Source organism: Streptomyces sp. NPDC002734 (assembly GCF_040295685.1).
Lineage (GTDB): Bacteria > Actinomycetota > Actinomycetes > Streptomycetales > Streptomycetaceae > Streptomyces.
The window spans coordinates 1-18,840 of sequence record NZ_JBEOVU010000037.1; the positions used below are offsets into that span (position 1 = coordinate 1).

Consider the following 18,840-nt stretch of genomic DNA (forward strand, 5'->3'; position numbering starts at 1 on the left):
CACCTGTCCTTCAGCAACGGGGAACACCGCTGCCCCTATCCCGCCCCGCTGCTGGCGGACATCATGGCGCGCACCGCCGTCGAGACACTGCTGGAGCAGTGAATCCGGGGCTCACCCCACCCCGTCAGCGCTTACGCGCGGCGGCCTTCTTGCGCGGCTTGGCCGCCGGACTCGCGTCGCTGACGCGGTCGCCGAGGATCTCGCGCAGGAACTTGCCGGTGTGGCTGGCCGGGACCGCGGCCACCTCCTCCGGCGTGCCCTCGGCGACCACCATGCCGCCGCCGGCGCCGCCCTCGGGACCCATGTCGACGACCCAGTCGGCCGTCTTGATGACGTCGAGGTTGTGCTCGATGACGATGACCGTGTTGCCCTTCTCCACCAGGCCGGAGAGCACCTTCAGCAGCTTGCTGATGTCCTCGAAGTGCAGACCGGTGGTCGGCTCGTCGAGCACGTAGACGGTGCGCCCGTTGGAGCGGCGCTGCAGCTCGGTGGCGAGCTTGACGCGCTGCGCCTCGCCGCCGGAGAGCGTGGTCGCCGACTGGCCGAGGCGGACGTAGCCGAGCCCGACCTCGTTGAGGGTGCGCAGGTGGCGGGAGATGCCGGGGATGGCCTCGAAGAAGTCCAGCGCCTCGTCGATCGGCATGTTCAGGACCTCGGCGATGTTCTTCCCCTTGTAGTGCACCTCGAGGGTCTCCCGGTTGTACCGGGCCCCGTGGCACACCTCGCACGGGACGTACACGTCCGGGAGGAAGTTCATCTCGATCTTGATCGTGCCGTCGCCGGAGCAGTTCTCGCAGCGGCCGCCCTTGACGTTGAAGGAGAAGCGGCCGGGCAGGTAGCCGCGGACCTTCGCCTCGGTGGTCTCGGCGAACAGCTTGCGGACGTGGTCGAAGACGCCGGTGTAGGTGGCCGGGTTGGACCGCGGGGTGCGGCCGATCGGCGACTGGTCGACGTGCACGACCTTGTCGAGCAGGTCGTCGCCCTCGACCCGGGTGTGGCGGCCCGGCACCCGGCGGGCGCCGTTGAGCTCGCGCGCCAGGTGGGTGTAGAGGATGTCGTTGACCAGCGTCGACTTGCCGGAGCCGGAGACGCCGGTGACGGCGGTGAGGACGCCCAGCGGGAACGAGACGTCGACGTCCTTCAGGTTGTTCTCGCGCGCCCCGCGCACGGTCAGCTGCCGCGAGGGGTCGAGCGGGCGCCGCACGTCCGGCACCGGGATCGCCTTCTTGCCCGACAGGTACAGGCCCGTCTCCGACTTGGCGTTGGCCAGCAGCTCCTCCAGCGAGCCGCTGTGCACCACGGAGCCGCCGTGCTCGCCGGCGCCGGGGCCGACGTCGACGATCCAGTCGGCCGCCTTCATGGTGTCCTCGTCGTGCTCGACGACGATCAGCGTGTTGCCCATGTCGCGCAGCCGCACCAGGGTCTCGATCAGCCGGTGGTTGTCCCGCTGGTGGAGGCCGATGGACGGCTCGTCGAGCACGTAGAGCACGCCGACCAGGCCGGAGCCGATCTGGGTGGCCAGGCGGATGCGCTGCGCCTCGCCTCCGGAGAGCGTGCCGGCGGCGCGGTTGAGCGAGAGGTAGTCCAGGCCGACGTCGACCAGGAAGCGCAGCCGCTCGTTGACCTCCTTGAGGACCCGCTCGGCGATCTTCTTCTCGCGGGCGGTCAGCTTGAGCTGTGCCAGGAAGTCGGCGCACTCGCTGATCGACAGGGAGGAGATGTCCGCGATCGACTTCCCGTGCACCGTGACCGCCAGGACGATCGGCTTGAGCCGGGCGCCCTCACAGGTCGAGCAGGGCACCTCGCGCATGTAGCCCTCGAAGCGCTCACGGCTGTTGTCCGTCTCGGCGTCCTCGTGGCGGCGCTTGACGAACGGGACGGCGCCCTCGAACGGCGTGGTGTACCGGCGCTCGCGGCCGTACCGGTTGCGGTAGCGGACGTCGATCTGCGTCTTGTGGCCGTGCAGCAGCGCCTTCTTGGCGCGGGCCGGCAGCCCGGCGAAGGGGATGTCGGTGCGGAAGCCCAAGGCGTCGGCGAGCGCGTCGACCAGGCGGCCGAAGTACTCCTTGGCGTGGCCCGCGGACCACGGGTGGATGGCGCCCTCCTCGAGCGTCTTCTCCGGGTCCGGGACGATCAGCTCGGGGTCGACCTCCATGCGCGTGCCGATGCCGGAGCAGTCGGGGCAGGCGCCGAAGGGCGAGTTGAAGGAGAAGGAGCGCGGCTCCAGCTCCTCGAAGGAGAGGTCGTCGTAAGGGCAGTACAGGTGCTCCGAGAACATCCGCTCGCGCTCGGGGTCGTCGGCGTCGAGGTCGACGAAGTCGAGCACGACCATGCCGCCGGAGAGACCGAGCGCGGTCTCCACCGAGTCGGTGAGGCGGCGCTTGGCGGAGCCCTTCACCGTCAGGCGGTCCACGACCACCTCGATGGTGTGCTTCTCCTGCTTCTTCAGCTTCGGCGGCTCGGAGAGCTGGATCGTCTCGCCGTCCACCCGGGCCCGGCTGTATCCCTTGGTCTGCAGGTCCGCGAAGAGGTCGACGAACTCGCCCTTGCGCTCGCGCACCAGCGGGGAGAGCACCTGGAACCGGCTGCCCTCGGGCAGCTCCAGGACCTTGTCCACGATGGCCTGGGGCGACTGGCGGGAGATGGGGCGGGAGCACTCCGGGCAGTGCGGCTTGCCGATCCGCGCGAAGAGCAGCCGGAGGTAGTCGTAGACCTCCGTGATGGTGCCGACCGTCGAGCGCGGGTTGCGCGAGGTCGACTTCTGGTCGATGGACACCGCCGGGGAGAGACCCTCGATGAAGTCCACGTCCGGCTTGTCCATCTGGCCGAGGAACTGCCGGGCGTACGAGGACAGCGACTCCACGTAGCGCCGCTGGCCCTCGGCGAAGATCGTGTCGAACGCGAGGGACGACTTGCCCGAACCCGACAGACCCGAGAAGACGATGAGCGAGTCGCGCGGCAGGTCGAGCGAGACGTTCTTCAGGTTGTGCTCGCGCGCGCCACGGACGATGAGACGGTCGGCCACGCCGGTTCCGCACCTTTCTTGGGGGGAGGTGACAGGGGCACACCCCCGTCCTTCTTCAGCGTAGGGGGGCCCACTGACAACACCGGTGGCTTCACCGGTTTCCGCCCTCTTCAACAAATCGGACGCTTCCGGCGTTCCCGGTGTGGGCCACCGAGCTTATAGCACGCACATTCGAATCCAGGGCGTTCCCGTCACGCGTCACCCGATCGTGTTCCCCGGTCCCGCTATAGGCTGCGAGACATGACGTACACGGGAGCGGTGAAGGTCGGCGGCCCGGCCGAGGTGCACGAGCTGCGGGACCTGATGATCACCAAGATCGCGGTCGGCCCGATGGGCAACAACGCGTACGTGCTGCGCTGCCGCGCCACGGACGAGCAGCTGCTCATCGACGCGGCGAACGACGCGCACACCCTGCTCGGCAGCATCGGCGACGACTCGATCACCTCGGTCGTCACCACCCACCGGCATCCCGACCACTGGCAGGCGCTCGCCGAGGTGGTGGCCGCCACCGGCGCCCGCACCTACGCCGGGCGCGAGGACGCCGAGGGCATCCCGGTCCCCACCGACGTGCTCCTCGACGACGGCGACCAGGTCAGCGTCGGTCACGTCCGGCTCACCGCCCGCCACCTGGTCGGCCACACCCCCGGCTCCGTCGCGCTGGTCTACGACGACCCGCACGGGCACCCGCACGTCTTCACCGGCGACTGCCTCTTCCCCGGCGGCCTGGGCAACACCCGCAAGGACCCCGAGGCCTTCGCGACCCTGTTCCGGGACGTGGCCACCAAGCTGTTCGACGCCCTGCCGGACGAGACCTGGGTCTACCCGGGCCACGGCGACGACACCAGCCTGGGCGCCGAGCGCCCGCACCTGGAGGAGTGGCGCGCCCGGGGCTGGTGACCGGCGGGGCCGTGACGGGTCAGGCGGCGGCGAGGCCCTCGCCGGCCAGCGCGGCGATCCGCTCCACGGCGAAGACGTACCCCTGGAGCCCGCAGCCCGCGATCACGCCGTCCGCGCGCTGCGAGACGTAGGAGTGGTGCCGGAACTCCTCACGGCGGTGGATGTTGGAGATGTGGACCTCCACCACCGGAAGCCCGTCGCAGGTGTTGAGCGCGTCCAGCAGGGCGACGGAGGTGTGCGAGTAGGCGGCGGGGTTGATCACGATGCCGCAGTGGCCGAGCCGGGCCTCGTGGATCCAGTCGATCAGCTCGCCCTCGTGGTTGGACTGCCGCAGATCGACGCTCCCGCCGTGGGCGGCCGCTGCCTTCGCGCACATCGCCTCCACGTCGGCGAGGGTGCCGGCGCCGTAGATCTCGACCTGGCGCTGTCCGAGCAGGTTCAGGTTGGGCCCGTTGAGGATCATGATCGGGGCGTCGGCGAGGGTGCGGGCCATGGAGAACCTCCGGTGCGGTGACTCGTGCGGTCGGCTCCGAAGGGTCTATCACGGCCGGTTCAGGGGATGACGGACAGTTCCAGGTAGGCGGCGAGGATGGCCAAGTGCAGGCCCGCCTGAAGCGGGGTGGCCCGCCCGGGGACGATCGTCAGGGTGCCGACCAGGACGGTCAGCGCCAGCAGCACCATGTGGGTGGCGCCCAGCCCGAGCAGCAGCGGGCCGTCCAGCCAGATCGAGGCCACGGCGACGGCCGGGATGGTCAGGCCGATGCTGGCCATGGCGGAGCCGATGGCGAGGTTGAGGCTGGTCTGCACGCGGTCCTTGCGGGCGGCGTGCACCGCGGCGATCGTCTCGGGCAGCAGCACCAGCAGGGCGATGACGACACCGACGACCGCGTGCGGCATCCCGGCGCCCGCGACGCCGCTCTCGATGGCGGGCGACACGCCCTTGGCGAGGCCGACCACGCCGCCCAGGGCCACGAGCAGCAGAGCGACGCTGAACAGCGCCCTGCGGCTCGACGGCACCTCGGCGTGGTCCTCCTCGGAGACGACGCCGCCCTCCCGGGTGACCGGCAGGAAGTAGTCGCGGTGCCGGCGCGTCTGGGTGGCGACGTACAGGCCGTAGAGGACGAGGGCCGCCACCGCGGCGAAGACCAGCTGGGCGCCGCTGAACTCGGGTCCCGGGACGCTCGCGGTGAAGTTGGGCAGCACCAGGCTCAGCGTGGCCAGCGTGGCGACGGTGGCGAGGGCGGCGCCCGTCCCCTCGGGGTTGAAGATGGCGGTGCGGTGTCGCAGCGAGGCCACCAGCAGCGAGATGCCGGTGATGCCGTTGAGCGTGATCATCACGGCCGCGAAGACGGTGTCCCGGGCCAGGGTGGTGCTCTGCTCGCCGCCTCCCGCCATCAGCATGACGATCAGCCCGACCTCGATGACGGTGACCGCCACCGCGAGGATCAGTGAGCCGAACGGCTCGCCCACCCGGTGGGCGATCACCTCGGCGTGGTGCACCGCGGCGAGGACGGCGGCGGCCAGGGCCGCCGTCATCAGCACGATCACCCCTGGCGGCACGCTGCGGCCCCAGGTGAGGGCCAGGGCGACCACTGCGAGAGCTGGTGCCGCCACCGCCCAGAGCGACATGGGGGGTCGCTTCCGGGCAGACAGGGCCTTCATACGCCGATCCTCTCAGTCGATGACTTCGGTCGCACGGCGGCGGAGCCCCGGGGGTACCCCGCGTGGGCTCCGCCGCCGTGTCGTTGCCGCCTTCGGTCAGGCGTCGGCCCTGTCGGCCTCCGCGGCCTTGGCCCTGGCCTCGGCCTCCCGGGTCTTCCGGTTGGCGATCAGGCTGGTGACCGTGGTGACCACCAGGACGGTGCAGATGACGCCGAGGGAGACGGGGATGGAGATCTCGGGGACGTGCACCCCGGACTCGTGCAGGGCGTGCAGCACCAGCTTCACGCCGATGAAGCCCAGGATCACGGAGAGGCCGTACGACAGGTGGACCAGCTTCTCGAGCAGGCCGCCGATCAGGAAGTACAGCTGCCGCAGACCCATCAGGGCGAAGGCGTTGGCGGTGAAGACGATGTACGGGTCCTGGGTCAGACCGAAGATCGCCGGGATCGAGTCCAGGGCGAACAGCACGTCGGTGGTGCCGATGGCGAGGACGACGACCATCATCGGCGTCATCACGCGCTTGCCGTTCTCCCGGATCCACAGCTTGGTGCCGTGGTACCGGTCGGCGACGCCGAAGCGGCGCTCGGCCGCCTTGAGCAGGCGGTTCTCCTCGTACTCCTCCTCACTGCCCCCGGACCTGGCCTCCTGGATGAGCTTCCAGGCGGTGTAGATCAGGAACGCGCCGAAGATGTAGAAGACCCACGAGAAGCTGGCGATGATCGCCGCGCCCGCCGCGATGAACACGGCCCTCAGCACCAGGGCGATCAGCACACCGATCAGCAGCACCCGCTGCTGGAGGTGCGACGGCACCGCGAACTTCGCCATGATCAGGACGAAGACGAACAGGTTGTCGACGCTCAGCGACTTCTCGGTCACGAAGCCCGCGAAGAACTCGCCGGCGGGCGCGCCGCCGGCGAAGACGAGCAGGCCGAGGCCGAAGAGACAGGCGAGGCCGATCCACACCGCCGTCCAGATGCCGGCCTCCTTGACCGACACGTCGTGCGGCTTGCGGCCGATGAAGAAGTCGGCGCCGATCAGCAGGGCCAGGACGGCCACCGTGGCGACCCACAGGGTCAAGGAAACTTCCACCGATACCTCCGGTCACAGAGAGAAACCGGAGGTCTCTTCCACCCGCGGTCGAAACCGCGGGCCGACGCCCCGGGCCCGGGGCTTCTGGCCCGGGCCGTATTGACGGGAACGCCGCATCAGACAGGGAGTACTCCCCTCCGTCTGTTCGAAGGTACACCAATCACCAAGGGAGGGTAAAGAGCTCCTTTACCTTTCCTTGGTGCGATGTCGACCACGGAGAGTCACTCGCGGCGGGCGGCGGCGACCCGGGCCAGCACCCCTTCCAGAGTGGCACCGTTCCGGGGAGGCAGCGACGGCTCGTACGTCCAGGCGTGGCAGACCCAGGGGTCGGCCAGGTGGTCCTCGGGCACCGGGGTCAGGCGCAGGAGCGACCGCCACAGCGGGTCGAGGAGGGCGCCGTAGTCGGCGGCGTCCTCGCGGTCCGCCACCATCAGCAGGTGGACCCCGGCCCGCGGTCCCTCGTCGGCCAGATAGCGCAGGGCGGTGACGGCCCGGTCGTCGAAGGCGTGCGGGAAGTCGTGCACGATCAGCAGCCGCTGGGACAGGTCGGTGCCGGGCGGCAGCGACTCGGCGGCGCCGGCCCGCACGGCCATCTGCACCAGGTCGACGTGACCGGCCAGACGGGTGAGCAGGCCCGAGACGGCGGCGGGGCCGACGGACGGGGGCTCGGCGAGCACGCCGGCACGCGCCAGCGGGGTCAGCGCCCGGGCTCCCGCCCCGGCGGCGTCGATCACGTGGACGGTGAACCCACCGGGCGGGTGGGCTGCCAGCAGCCGGGTGGCGAGCGCGACGGCCATGTCGAGGGCGAGCCGGCGCAGCTCCTCGGGCGTGACCAGAAGCGCGCTCGCCCCGCCGGCGGCGCCGCTGTCGATCCACAGGCCGCGTTCCAGCGGCAGCCGAAGCAGCAGGGGGATGCGCAGGGCGCCGCTCTCCGGGAGGCTCACGTCGCCCAGGCGCAGAGCCAACGGCTGCTCCTCCGGAGCCTGGTAGGACTGCCACGCCGGGCTCTCCCAGCGGGCGTACGCCGGGGGCAGGGCGGGCTCGACCACCGCGGACTCGGCCGTCAGCTGGGCGAGCTGCTGGTCGAGGACCTGCTGGGCGCGGCCCACCAGTTCCTCGCGGCGGGCCTTGGCCTCCCGGCAGGCGCGGTCGACCGTCCCGTCGGCGCGGGCGCGGTAGTCGCCCAGCACGCCGTCGATCTCCTGGTCCCGCCGGTTGTCGGCGAACTCGACCGCGCTGCGGAAGGCGGCGACGGCCCGGGCCAGGTCCTCGAACATGCCCCAGACCTGGTTGTAGAGCCGCTCCTCCATCGACCATCCGGCGGCGTCCCCCGCCACGGGGGCGGGGTGCTGATCGGCCCCGGGTTCGGCGTAGCCGTGGGTCCCGGCCTGGGGCTGGGCCGCCTGGCCTGGGGTGTGCGTCCGGGCCTGGGCCTGGGCCGACGGGGTCTGCCCCCGTCGCGGGTGGCGGTAGTCGACCCGCGACGCGCCCTCGGGGGCGGGAACGGAGGCTCCGGGGTCGCCGGAGCCGGCGGGCGCCGTGCCGGCGGGCGGTGTTCCCGTGTCCGCCGGCGGCGTCCTGAAGGTCGCGGCGGGGTCGCCGAGGGACGGCAGGCCCGTGACCCCGGAGACGGCCGCCGAGGCGGCTCCCCCGTCGGTGTGCGCGCCGCCCGGCGTGGCCGGGACACCCTCGGCGGCGGGCGTACCCGGAACGGCCGTGCCGCCGGGAAGACCCTGCGCGGTCGCACCGGCGGAGGCGGGCGTCCCCACGGCGGGTGTTCCGGCAGCGGACGGCACACCGGAAGCGGGCGTCCCCACGGCGGGCGAACCCACGGCGGCGGAGGAACCGGTGGTGGGAGGCGACGGCAGCACCCGGTCGCCGTCCTGCGTCACGGGGGTGACGGCGGCGAGCCGCTGGGCCTCGGCGGAGGGCAGGCCGTGGTCGGCGAGCAGGGCCGCGAGCCCCGCCGCGTACCCCTGCCCGACGGCGCGGACCTTCCACGCCCCCTGCCTGCGGTACAGCTCCAGCGCGACGACCGCGCACTCGCTGTCCAGCCCGGTGATGGTGTAGCTGACCAGCGGCGGCCCCGCGGAGCCGCCCGCGACGACGGCGGTGAAGGGCGCCGGCCCGCCCCCGAAGCGCTCCCCGGACGGCAGGACCAGGACGATCCCCACCCGGTGCACGGTCTCCGGCAGCGCGGCCGGTTCGAGAGTCACCCGGTGCTCGCCCCCGGCGGCCCGCTCGGGGAGCGCGACGCCGGGCGGCCCGGTGGGCCCTCCCGGCAGCAGCACGCCCTCGACGCCCGCGAGGCGGCCCTGCTCGTCCGTGAGGACCGCCCCGACCGTCACCGGGCGGCCGGCCGAGACCCGGACCTCCGGTCGGGCTTCGGTGAGCGGATGGTTCTGGCCCCGCACCAGCTCGGCCGTCATCGCCGTCTTTCCCCTCCGTACGCCCGCCGCCGGTTGTGCGGCGGGCCCGCCTCCTGCGTCAGAGCTGCCGGGAGATGTCCGGCAGCAGGTCCTGGAACGTGCGGCCGTTGGACGGCGCGCCGATGGCCGTCATCGTCCAGCCCGGTCCGCTGCGGTGGACCTTCGCCATGATCTGCGCGGTGTACGCCCCGCCGCCGGCCAGCGTGTAGCGGGCCAGCTCGCGGCCGTTGGTCTCGTCGACGAGACGGCAGAAGGCGTTGGCGACCTCCTCGAAGGTCTGCCCGGTGAAGGAGTTCACCGTGAACACGATCTTGTCCACGTGCACCGGGACCCGCTGGAGGTCGACCAGGATCGCCTCGTCGTCCCCTCCGGTGCCGGCGCCGCCGACCAGGTTGTCGCCGGTGTGCCGCACCGAGCCGTCGTCGCTGACGAGGTGACGGAAGAAGACCACGTCCACCAGCTGTCCTCCGGCGAACAGCAGCGCGGAGGCGTCCAGGTCGATCTCCCGGACGCGGCGGCCGAACAGACCGCGGCGCGGGGCGGACTGCCAGCCCAGTCCCATGCGGACCGCGGTGAGACTACCGCCGTCGTCCTTCTGCAGACTGATCGCCTGGCCCTTGGTCATGTTGACGGTCACGCGCGGTCCCCTCTCGGACATGAAGTCCCCGTGAATCCCCTCGCCCGCGGCCCCCCGCGAGCCCTCCGACCCTATGGGTGCGCGCCACCGCCGCGCCCGTCCCTCACGGGATTTGTGTCGGTCCTGCAACACAGCGCGGCGGCACTGTGCTGCGGGACAGCGCCGCGGCGCCGGCCCGGGCGGCCCCGGGGCGGGCCGGCCCCGGGGCCGCGGCGGACCGCTCAGGCCACCCCCGCCTCCTTCATCTGCCGCAGCTCCCTCTTCATCTCCGAGACCTCGTCCCGCAGCCGGGCGGCGACCTCGAACTGGAGGTCGGCGGCGGCGGCGCGCATCCGCTGGGTCATCTCCTCGATCTGCTGCGCGAGTTCGGCGGCCGGGCGGTCCGTCACCGCGCCGTCGGCCTTGGCGCCCCTGCCCTTGCGGGCCGCCTTGGACGAGGCGGCGGGGACGGGGGCCGTGCCGGCGGCCTTGCCGCCGCCCTGCCGGTAGCCGGAGCCGAGCAGCTGCTCGGTGTCGACCTCCTCGCGGGCGATCTGCGACACGATGTCGTTGATCTTCTTGCGCAGCGGCTGCGGGTCGACGCCGTTCGCCTTGTTGTAGGCGACCTGCTTCTCGCGGCGCCGGTTGGTCTCGTCGATCGCCTTGGCCATGGCCGGGGTGATCCGGTCGGCGTACATGTGCACCTGGCCGGAGACGTTGCGCGCCGCGCGGCCGATGGTCTGGATCAGCGAGGTGCCGGAGCGCAGGAAGCCCTCCTTGTCGGCGTCCAGGATGGCCACCAGGGACACCTCGGGCAGGTCGAGGCCCTCACGGAGCAGGTTGATGCCGACGAGGACGTCGTACTCGCCCGCGCGCAGCTCGCGCAGCAGCTCGATGCGGCGCAGGGTGTCCACGTCGCTGTGCAGGTAGCGGACCTGGATGCCCAGCTCCAGGAAGTAGTCGGTGAGGTCCTCGGCCATCTTCTTGGTGAGGGTGGTGACCAGGACCCGCTCGTCGCGCTCGACGCGCTCGCGGATCTCGTGCACCAGGTCGTCGATCTGGCCCTCGGTGGGCTTGACCACGACCTCCGGGTCGACCAGGCCGGTCGGGCGGATGATCTGCTCGACCTGGCCGTCCGAGCGGGAGAGCTCGTAGGCGCCGGGGGTCGCCGACAGGTAGACCGCCTGCCCGATCCGCTCCTGGAACTCCTCCCACTTCAGCGGCCGGTTGTCCATCGCGGACGGCAGCCGGAAGCCGTGGTCCACCAGGGTCCGCTTACGGGAGGCGTCGCCCTCGAACATGGCGCCGATCTGCGGGACCGTCACGTGGGACTCGTCGATGACCAGGAGGAAGTCCTCCGGGAAGTAGTCCAGCAGGGTGTTCGGCGGCGTGCCGGGGCTGCGGCCGTCGAAGTGCATCGAGTAGTTCTCCACGCCGGAGCAGGTGCCGATCTGGCGGAGCATCTCGAGGTCGTAGGTGGTGCGCATGCGCAGCCGCTGGGCCTCCAGCAGCTTGCCCTGCTTCTCCAGCTCGGCGAGGCGCTGCTCCAGCTCCGCCTCGATGTCGCGCACCGAACGCTCCAGCCGCTCGGGGCCGGCCACGTAGTGCGAGGCGGGGAAGACGTAGAGCTGACGCTCGTCGCTGATGATCTCGCCGGTGAGCGGGTGGAGGGTGGTCAGCGACTCGATCTCGTCGCCGAACATCTCGATGCGGACGGCGAGCTCCTCGTACACCGGGAAGATCTCGATCGTGTCGCCGCGCACCCGGAAGGTGCCGCGGGTGAACGCCACGTCGTTGCGGGTGTACTGGATGTCCACGAACCGGCGCAGCAGATCGTCCCGGTCGATCTCCTCGCCGACCTTGAGGGACACCATCCGGTCCACGTACTCCTGGGGCGTGCCCAGGCCGTAGATGCAGGAGACGGAGGCGACCACGACGACGTCCCGGCGGGTGAGCAGGGAGTTGGTCGCGGAGTGGCGCAGGCGCTCGACCTCCTCGTTGATCGAGGAGTCCTTCTCGATGTAGGTGTCCGACTGCGGAACGTACGCCTCGGGCTGGTAGTAGTCGTAGTACGAGACGAAGTACTCGACGGCGTTGTTCGGCAGCAGCTCGCGGAACTCGTTCGCCAGCTGGGCGGCGAGGGTCTTGTTGGGCGCCATCACCAGCGTCGGCCGCTGGAGCTGCTCGATCATCCAGGCGGTGGTGGCGGACTTGCCGGTGCCGGTCGCGCCGAGCAGGACGACGTCCTTCTCGCCGGCCTTGATGCGCCGGGACAGATCGGCGATCGCGGTGGGCTGGTCACCGCTCGGCTGGTAGGGGCTGACGACCTCGAAGGGCGCCACCGTGCGTTCGATGTGGGAAACGGGCCGCATGCCTCCACGTTACGACCCGCCGCCGACAACGTCCCCGGGCCGCGGTCGCGCGGGGCCGGTGCGGCACCCTCGGGTGGCCGGATCGCGCACCCTCGGACGGCCCGTGCCGGGGCCCGGACGGACGGCTTGCGTCAGCCGTACCAGGCGGCGCTGCGGTCCTCCTCGCGGCTGCCGGCCAGGGACCCGCGGCGGGCGCCGCGCGGCTCCGGCCGGGGGCCGGGGCGGGAGGCCGGGCCGGACGGGCGGGAGGCGGGCACCGAGCCGGGGACCGGGCCGTACAGGTCCTCGCCGGCGCGCTGGGGGGCGGGGCGGCTCATCACCATCTGCGGGTCGAACATCACCACGATCCCGGCCAGCAGCAGGAAGGCCAGCGGGCCCGCCAGCACGGGGCCGAGCAGCACCTCGGCCGAGGTGCCGGCGACCGTGCCCGTGGGGCTGTCGTGCAGGTGGACGCTGGCAGCGGCCATCCCGGTGTAGTGCATGCCGGTGACCGCGAGCCCCATCACCAGGCTGGCCCCCACGCTCCACAGCAGGCCGCGCACCTGGCTCGCCGCCCACAGGGCGGTGGTGGCGGCGACCACCCCGATGAGGGCGGAGAGGGCGACGGTGGCGGTGTCGTAGCGCAGTTCGCCGCCGAAGCGCATTCCGGCCATGCCGAGGTAGTGCATGGAGGCGATGCCCAGGCCGGTGAGGGTGCCGCCGGTGAACAGCGCCGTACCGGTGGCGTTCCAGTAGCCCACCAGGAAGGTGCCGATGCCGACCATGACGATGGCCACCGCGAGGCTGGCGAAGGTGGTCGGCAGGTCGTAGTTGACCACCGTCCCGTCGATCGCGAACCCGGTCATCGCGATGAAGTGCATCGTCCAGATGCCCGAGCCTATGGCTGCGGACCCGAGGGCCAGCCAGGCCGCCCTGCGGCGGCCCACCAGCAGCGCCCGGGTGGTGCAGCGCAGCCCGAGGGCTCCACCGAGGCAGGCCATCACGAAGGCCGCCACCGGCGTGATGAGCCCGTGACTGAAACCGTCGACCGTGCCGTGCATGCGCGGTTTCCCTTCCGCCCCGTGTCGTCCGTGTGGATGCGTCGCGTCCGTCCTGTCCGGTACCCGCCCAAGCGGCCGGGTACCGGTGGGGAGAGTATGACTCTCACCTGATGGGACCAACGATTCTGCGTCAAAGAATCACATCGTCGACCCACTTGTGAGGGTGCCCACGGGCCGAATTGGGCATCAGGGGCCGCTCCACGCCCGATCCGGCATCCCGGCCTCGCGCACTGACTGCTGTCACTCTGGAACCGTCCGTGACAGTCGACGCGAGGAGAACGCATGCACGCGCGCGCAGTCGCCGCGACCGCCTCGGCGCTTCTGGGCCTGGTCGCCCTTCTGCTCCCGATCTCCGGCGCCCGCGCCGACCACGAGAGCGGACACCCCGCGGTCATCGCCCATCGGGGCGCGTCCGCCATGGCGCCCGAGAATACGCTGCTCGCCGTGGACCGGGCGCGCCGACTGGGTTTCACCTGGGTGGAGAACGACGTCCAGCGCACCAAGGACGGCGTCCTGGTGGTGCTCCACGACGTCGGGCTGGCCCGCACGACGAACGTGGAGCGGGTCTTCCCCGGCCGCGCCCCGTGGCGGGTGCGCGACTTCACGTCGGCGGAGATCGCCCGGCTGGACGCGGGCAGCTGGTTCGGGCGCCGGTTCAAGGGAGCGCGCGTGCCGACGCTGCGCCAGTACCTGGCCCGGGTGGACCGCAACCGGCAGAGCCTGCTGCTGGAGCTCAAGAACCCGACGCTCTACCCGGGCATCGCCCGGCAGGTGCTGGCCGAGCTGCGCCGCTCCGGGTGGCTGGACCGCGCCCACCTGAAGCGGCTGGTGATCCAGAGCTTCGACGCGCCGACCATGCGCACGGTGCACCGGCTCCGGCCGGCCGTGCGCACGGCCGTGCTGGGCGCGCCGTCGGTGGACCGGCTGCGGGAGTACGCGCGGTTCGCCGACCAGATCAACCCGCAGCACCTGAAGCTCACGGTGGGCTACGTGGCCGCGGTGCAGCGGCTGCGCGGGCCGCACGGACGGCCGGTGGAGGTCTGCGCGTGGACCGTGGACCGGCCGGTGGACACGCTGATCGCGGCGACCTACGGGGTCGACTGCCTGATCACCAACCGGCCCGACGTGGTGCGGCGGGCGCTGTCGGTGTTCTGACGGGTCCGGCGGCCGGGCGCCCGTTGTCGGCGGCGGGTCGTACGGTGGGCGCATGAACAGCTCGGAGCAGGGCGGGGCCGACGACGGCCGGTGGGCCGCCTACGAGGTCGTGGAGGGGCCGCTGGGGCCGGTGCTCCTCCTCGTCACGCCGCGGGGGCTGGCCGGCGTGGTGTTCCACGCCCGGCCCGAGGTGTGCGAGCGGTTCCTCGCCAGGGCCGCCGCCCGCCTGGGCGTGCGGCCCGCGCGGGATCCCGGCGCGCCGCCGCTCGCGGAGGCGATACGCCAGCTCGAGGAGTACCTGTCCGGCGCTCGGCGGGAGTTCTCACTCCCGCTGGACTGGTCGCTGCTGCCCGGCGAGGCGGGGTTCAACGGCCGGGTGCTGCGGGAGCTGGCGGCGTCGGTGCCGTTCGGGTCGGTGGTCGGGTACGGGGAGCTGGCCCGCCGGGTCGGGCGGCCCGGCGGGGCGCAGGCGGTGGGGGCGGCGATGGGTTCCAACCCGCTGCCGGTCGTGGTGCCGTGCCACCGGGTCGTGGAGAGCGACGGCGGGGTCGGCGGGTTCTCCGGCGGCCTGGAGACCAAGCGCCGCCTCCTCGCCCTGGAGGGGGTGCTCCCCGAACCGCTCTTCTGACCCGCCCGCACACCGCCGGGCCCCCTGCCCGCACACCGCCCGCCGGACCCGCCGCCCGCGACCGGCCGGGCCGCCCGCGCCGCCGGGCCGCGCGGGCCGCGCGGGCCGGCGTCAGGGGCGGCGGCCCCGGACGGAGACGAGGGGGGTGGCGGCGAGGTCCATGCCGCCGGCGGCGACGTGCGCGAGGTGGCGGTCGATCTCCTCGTCCGTGGCGACGCCCGCCGCGGTGAGCGTCGCCCGGTGCTGCGCGACGGTGGCCGTCTCCAGCCGCCCGCACGCCTCGGAGGCGAGCGGGACGTACACGTCGGCCTCCACCCGCAGCAGCCCCGCCTCGCGCAGCAGTCGGGGCAGGCGGCGGCCGTGGGCGAGGTCCACCCCGTGCCGGGCGAGCTGGTGCCGCAGCCCGAGGCGCAGCCGGTTGCCCAGCTGCTGCTCGGCGCCGGACTCCTCGGGGCACAGCAGCGGCTGCAGCTCCAGGTCGGCCTCCTCCACCAGCAGCCGTCCGCCCGGCCGCAGGGCCCGGATCATCGTCCGCAGCGCGCGGTCCGGGTCCGGCGTCCCGGCCAGCGTCAGCCGCGCGTGCACCAGGTCGAAGCCCTCGCCGGGCGGCTCGTCACGGCCCAGGCGGTGCACGCGGCTCTCCACCGGCCGGGCGGCGGCCTCGGCCCGGGAGGCGTCGGTGTCGGTGAGGACGACCTTCCCGGTCGGACCGGCCCTCTTGGCCAGCCAGGCCGCCACGGTCGCCCCTCCGGCGCCGACCTCCCAGCAGCGCCAGCCGGGACCCACGCCCAGCTCCTCCAGGTGGCGGCAGGTCACGGGGTCGAAGAGGGCGGCGAGCGCCTCCTGGCGGGCGGCGGCCACCTCCCGCAGGCGGCTGTCGTGCGGTTCGGGGGTCCGGTCCGTCCGGTCGTCGGTCTGGAAACCGTCGAGTGTCGTCATGCCGGAATCATCCCAGTTCGCCCGGTTCGGTCAGCCGTTCCACGCCGGGTGGCGCGGGTCGTCGGCCCGCACCAGGACGTCGGCCGCCTGCGCGGGCCCCGTCTCGCGGTCGTAGCGCTCGTACGCCGGGAGGGTCCAATGCTCCTCCTCGCCGGTCCGGCGGCGCAGCGCGCCGGCGGAGAGGGCCAGGTGGACGGTGAGATCGAAGGGGAACCCCTCCTTGAGCAGGAACGGGCCGTGCAGCAGGAGCGGCGAGCCGGGCGGCAGGGCGACGGCGGGACTGCGGGTGGCCCGGTCGGTGACGGGGTCCCACAGGTCGGGCAGCACGCGCCCCTCGCCGCCGGGGTACAGGGGCCCGAGGACCTCGCGCCAGAGGGCGCCGGTGTCGAACCAGCCGTCGTAGTAGGAGTCCACGTCCCTGTGGCCGTACTCGTAGCGCAGCGAGGCGGGCCGCAGGAACCCTTCGGCGCCGACCACCACGGCGGCGCGGCCGCGCGGGCGCAGCGCCTCGGCGACGCGGGCGGCGAGTTCGCCGGGGCGGGCGGCCGGCGCTCCGTCGAACGCCACCCGGGGCCAGGGCGAGCCGTCGGCGGGCCGCAGGTCGAGGAGGCGGTCCGCGAGACGGTCGGCGAGGCGTTCCCAGGTGATCGCTTCGAGTCGCACTCCCCCACCGTAACGGGGGGCCGCGCGCCCCCCGTTCCCGGTGCGGTCAGGCCTAGCGGGTTCCCCGGTGCGGTCAGACCTTGCGGGCGACGGCGGCGTAGCCGGGGACGACGATGTCCTCCTGCCCGGGGACCGGCTCGCCGAGCTCGGGGTGCCAGACCTCGGGGGTCACCACGCCCGGCTCGACGAGCTCCAGGCCGTCGAAGAAGCGGGTGAACTCCTCGCGGCTGCGCAGCGCCAGCTTCATGGCGCTGCTGCGGTACATCGCGTCCGCCTGGGCGGCCGCTTCCGGGTCGGCGTCGGCGGTGGCGTGCGAGATCACCAGGTAACTGCCCGGTGCCAGGGCCGCGACCAGCCTCTCCACCAGTTCGTAGGCGCCGTCCTCGTCCTTGACGAAGTGCAGCAGGGCGATCAGCGAGACGGCGACCGGCCGGTCGAGGTCCAGGATCTTGCCGGCCCGCTCCAGGATGAGGTCGGTCCGCAGGGCGTCGGCCTGCACGTAGTCGATGGCGCCCTCGGGGGTGCCCCACAGCAGGGCCTCGGCGTGGGCGAGCACGATCGGGTCGTTGTCGCAGTAGACGACCCGGCACTCGGGGGCGACGCCCTGCACGATCTGGTGCAGGTTGGGCTCGGTGGGGATGCCGGTGCCGACGTCGAGGAACTGGCGGACGCCCTGCTGGGCCAGCCAGCGGGCGGAGCGCTGCATGAAGGCCCGGTTGACCTTGGCCATCACCGGGACGTTGGGCTCGACGGCCAGCAGCCGGCGGCCCATGGCCTCGTCCACGGGGTAGTTGTCCTTGCCGCCGAGGAACCAGTCGTACATCCGCGCGGGATGCGGCCGGGTGGTGTCGATCCCCGCGGCGTCGCCGCCGGTCCCCTGTCCGGACATCGTCGACTCCTGTTCGGTGCGGCAACGTTGAGCAACAGCAGAATCAAGTAAACGCAAATATAAGCAAGTTGAGTGCAGGCACAAACACCGGCCCGTCGATCGCCGCCCGGCAGCGGCGTCTTGACGGCGCACCGGTCGTCAGGAGAGGAGGAAGTCGGCCTCACCCGCCTTGGCGCCCTCGATGAAGGCGGTCATCTCGGCGCTGGTGTATATCAGCGCGGGGCCCTCCGGGTCGGTCGACTGCCGCAGCGCGACCCGGCCGTCGGCGAGCTTCATCGCCTCCAGACAGTTGCCCCCGTTGGGGCCGCTCCAGGGCTTGCGCCAGCCCTCGCTCCCCAGCAGGCCGGCCGGCATCCCGTTGTAGATGGGTGTCATTCAAACTCCTCGCGGAGATCGCGGAGGATCTCCTTGGTGCGTTGTGCGGTGGCGGCTGCCGCCGCCATGCGGTCCATGACCTGTAGATGGGCCGACACCTCGGCACGTGCGTCCAGGTAGACGGCCCCGGTCAGGTACTCGCTGTAGACCATGTCCGGCAGTTCCGGCACGGCGAACCGGAACAGCACGAACGGGCCGTACGTCCCGGCGTGCGGGCCGGCCGAGAACTCGGCGACCTGCAACGTCACATGGGGGAGATCGGCGGCCTCCAGCAGCCGGTCGATCTGGGCGCGCATCACCTCGGGCCCGCCGACCGGGCGGCGCAGCGCCGTCTCGTCCATCACCACCCAGAACCGGGGGGCTTCGGGACGGGTGAGCAGCCGCTGGCGGCGCATCCGCAGCGCCACCAGCCGCTCGGTCTGCTCCAGGTCCTCCCGGCCGGTGGCCCCGGCCCGGATCACGCCCCGCGCGTAGTCCTCGGTCTGCAGCAGGCCCGGCACGAAGTGCGGTTCGTAGCCGCGGATCAGCGAGGCCGCGCCCTCGAGGCTGACGTAGAGGGAGAACCAGCCGGGCAGGATGTCGTGGTAACGCTGCCACCAGCCGGGCTTGTTGGCGTCCTCGGCGAGCCGGACGAAGGCCTGCGCCTCCTCGTCGTCCACCCCGTACGCCTTGAGCAGCAGGTGGACGTACGGGATCTTCAGCGCGACCTCGGCGGTCTCCATGCGCCGGACCGTCGCCGGGGCGACGTGCAGGAGGCGGGCGGCCTCCTCGCGCTTCATCCCGGCGCTCTCCCGCAGATCGAGCAGGCGACGGCCGAGCACCACCTGTCCGACGGTGGGCGCGGATCTCGGCTCGCTCATTCCTGGCCTCCTGGCGGCGGGGTCACCGGACCGGCTGCCACGCGATACCCCCGTTTGTCTCGCACGTCTGTCCGACACGTTCTGGTGAAACCGCTGTTGGGGACGGTGGGGAGGTCCTCCCGCGGCATCGGGAAGCAGTGTGCCATGGCCGACTCAGAGAGTCTCCAGGCACTCTGCAACTTTCAGAGTGGCTCTTGCCAA

Annotated in this window: 16 protein-coding genes; 3 read left to right on the forward strand and 13 right to left on the reverse strand. The window is 72.4% G+C overall.

Going from position 1 to position 18,840, the window contains the following annotated elements; translation table 11 throughout:
• Positions 1-124: 124 nt before the first annotated feature.
• Positions 125-3,025: an excinuclease ABC subunit UvrA gene (uvrA, locus tag ABT026_RS26835; protein ID WP_351117727.1), complete on the reverse strand. Its 2,901-nt coding sequence runs from the start codon at positions 3,023-3,025 to the stop codon at positions 125-127.
• A 240-nt stretch (positions 3,026-3,265) separates the two neighbouring features.
• Between uvrA and ABT026_RS26840 the strand changes: the two genes are divergently transcribed.
• Complete coding sequence (locus ABT026_RS26840; RefSeq protein WP_351117728.1) at positions 3,266-3,922, forward strand: MBL fold metallo-hydrolase; 657 nt, start codon at positions 3,266-3,268, stop codon at positions 3,920-3,922.
• 19 nt (positions 3,923-3,941) lie between these two features.
• Here the strand turns inward: ABT026_RS26840 and aroQ are convergent, their stop codons facing one another.
• The 7 genes from aroQ to ABT026_RS26875 all read right to left on the reverse strand — a co-directional run bounded on the left by aroQ (position 3,942) and on the right by ABT026_RS26875 (position 13,130).
• On the reverse strand, positions 3,942-4,415 hold the full coding sequence (gene aroQ, locus ABT026_RS26845) for a type II 3-dehydroquinate dehydratase (protein ID WP_351117729.1): 474 nt from the start codon (positions 4,413-4,415) through the stop codon (positions 3,942-3,944).
• A gap of 59 nt (positions 4,416-4,474) precedes the next feature.
• Positions 4,475-5,584: a calcium:cation antiporter gene (locus ABT026_RS26850; protein WP_502968060.1), complete on the reverse strand. Its 1,110-nt coding sequence runs from the start codon at positions 5,582-5,584 to the stop codon at positions 4,475-4,477.
• Between the two features lie 96 nt (positions 5,585-5,680).
• A complete protein-coding gene (locus tag ABT026_RS26855) occupies positions 5,681-6,673 on the reverse strand; it encodes a TerC family protein (protein WP_351117730.1) in 993 nt (330 codons plus the stop codon).
• 221 nt (positions 6,674-6,894) lie between these two features.
• Positions 6,895-9,102, reverse strand: a complete 2,208-nt coding sequence (locus tag ABT026_RS26860) for a TerD family protein (protein WP_351117731.1) — start codon at positions 9,100-9,102, stop codon at positions 6,895-6,897.
• Between the two features lie 58 nt (positions 9,103-9,160).
• Complete coding sequence (locus ABT026_RS26865) at positions 9,161-9,739, reverse strand: TerD family protein (RefSeq protein ID WP_351117732.1); 579 nt, start codon at positions 9,737-9,739, stop codon at positions 9,161-9,163.
• Positions 9,740-9,960: 221 nt separating this feature from the next.
• The gene (gene uvrB, locus ABT026_RS26870; protein WP_351117733.1) at positions 9,961-12,090 is read right to left on the reverse strand and encodes an excinuclease ABC subunit UvrB; all 2,130 of its coding nucleotides are present in this window, start codon (positions 12,088-12,090) and stop codon (positions 9,961-9,963) included.
• A 131-nt stretch (positions 12,091-12,221) separates the two neighbouring features.
• Positions 12,222-13,130 (reverse strand): MHYT domain-containing protein, encoded by a 909-nt coding sequence (locus tag ABT026_RS26875; RefSeq protein WP_351117734.1) that lies wholly within the window; start codon positions 13,128-13,130, stop codon positions 12,222-12,224.
• Between the two features lie 282 nt (positions 13,131-13,412).
• Here ABT026_RS26875 and ABT026_RS26880 point away from each other — a divergent pair, with 282 nt between their 5' ends.
• Together ABT026_RS26880 and ABT026_RS26885 are read left to right on the forward strand one after the other, a co-directional pair.
• Positions 13,413-14,285 carry a glycerophosphodiester phosphodiesterase gene (locus ABT026_RS26880; RefSeq protein ID WP_351117735.1) on the forward strand — a complete coding sequence of 291 codons (873 nt, stop codon included), beginning with the start codon at positions 13,413-13,415 and terminating at the stop codon, positions 14,283-14,285.
• Between the two features lie 52 nt (positions 14,286-14,337).
• Positions 14,338-14,913 (forward strand): methylated-DNA--[protein]-cysteine S-methyltransferase, encoded by a 576-nt coding sequence (locus tag ABT026_RS26885; RefSeq protein ID WP_351117736.1) that lies wholly within the window; start codon positions 14,338-14,340, stop codon positions 14,911-14,913.
• A gap of 111 nt (positions 14,914-15,024) precedes the next feature.
• On the opposite strand, the gene ABT026_RS26890 is transcribed toward ABT026_RS26885, so the two are convergent.
• The 5 genes from ABT026_RS26890 to ABT026_RS26910 form a co-directional block, all read right to left on the reverse strand.
• A complete protein-coding gene (locus ABT026_RS26890; RefSeq protein WP_351117737.1) occupies positions 15,025-15,852 on the reverse strand; it encodes a methyltransferase domain-containing protein in 828 nt (275 codons plus the stop codon).
• A 30-nt stretch (positions 15,853-15,882) separates the two neighbouring features.
• A complete protein-coding gene (locus ABT026_RS26895; protein ID WP_351117738.1) occupies positions 15,883-16,515 on the reverse strand; it encodes a nucleoside/nucleotide kinase family protein in 633 nt (210 codons plus the stop codon).
• A gap of 73 nt (positions 16,516-16,588) precedes the next feature.
• Positions 16,589-17,404, reverse strand: coding sequence for an SAM-dependent methyltransferase (locus ABT026_RS26900; RefSeq protein WP_351117739.1), 816 nt, complete (start codon positions 17,402-17,404; stop codon positions 16,589-16,591).
• 138 nt (positions 17,405-17,542) lie between these two features.
• Positions 17,543-17,779 (reverse strand): DUF397 domain-containing protein, encoded by a 237-nt coding sequence (locus ABT026_RS26905; protein ID WP_108953941.1) that lies wholly within the window; start codon positions 17,777-17,779, stop codon positions 17,543-17,545.
• Complete coding sequence (locus ABT026_RS26910; protein ID WP_351117740.1) at positions 17,776-18,639, reverse strand: Sco1979 family transcriptional regulator; 864 nt, start codon at positions 18,637-18,639, stop codon at positions 17,776-17,778. Before ABT026_RS26910 ends, ABT026_RS26905 begins: the two co-directional genes overlap by 4 nt.
• Between the last annotated feature and the right edge of the window lie 201 nt (positions 18,640-18,840).

What these genes read in the sequence shown, in the direction of transcription:
- ABT026_RS26840 (WP_351117728.1), top strand. Translation starts at nt 3,266, where the DNA reads ATGACGTACACGGGAGCGGTGAAGGTCGGCGGCCCGGCCGAGGTGCAC.
- aroQ (WP_351117729.1), bottom strand. Translation starts at nt 4,415, where the DNA reads ATGGCCCGCACCCTCGCCGACGCCCCGATCATGATCCTCAACGGGCCC.
- ABT026_RS26850 (WP_502968060.1), bottom strand. Translation starts at nt 5,584, where the DNA reads ATGAAGGCCCTGTCTGCCCGGAAGCGACCCCCCATGTCGCTCTGGGCG.
- ABT026_RS26860 (WP_351117731.1), bottom strand. Translation starts at nt 9,102, where the DNA reads ATGACGGCCGAGCTGGTGCGGGGCCAGAACCATCCGCTCACCGAAGCC.
- uvrB (WP_351117733.1), bottom strand. Translation starts at nt 12,090, where the DNA reads ATGCGGCCCGTTTCCCACATCGAACGCACGGTGGCGCCCTTCGAGGTC.
- ABT026_RS26875 (WP_351117734.1), bottom strand. Translation starts at nt 13,130, where the DNA reads ATGCACGGCACGGTCGACGGTTTCAGTCACGGGCTCATCACGCCGGTG.
- ABT026_RS26880 (WP_351117735.1), top strand. Translation starts at nt 13,413, where the DNA reads ATGCACGCGCGCGCAGTCGCCGCGACCGCCTCGGCGCTTCTGGGCCTG.
- ABT026_RS26885 (WP_351117736.1), top strand. Translation starts at nt 14,338, where the DNA reads ATGAACAGCTCGGAGCAGGGCGGGGCCGACGACGGCCGGTGGGCCGCC.
- ABT026_RS26890 (WP_351117737.1), bottom strand. Translation starts at nt 15,852, where the DNA reads ATGACGACACTCGACGGTTTCCAGACCGACGACCGGACGGACCGGACC.
- ABT026_RS26900 (WP_351117739.1), bottom strand. Translation starts at nt 17,404, where the DNA reads ATGTCCGGACAGGGGACCGGCGGCGACGCCGCGGGGATCGACACCACC.
- ABT026_RS26905 (WP_108953941.1), bottom strand. Translation starts at nt 17,779, where the DNA reads ATGACACCCATCTACAACGGGATGCCGGCCGGCCTGCTGGGGAGCGAG.
- ABT026_RS26910 (WP_351117740.1), bottom strand. Translation starts at nt 18,639, where the DNA reads ATGAGCGAGCCGAGATCCGCGCCCACCGTCGGACAGGTGGTGCTCGGC.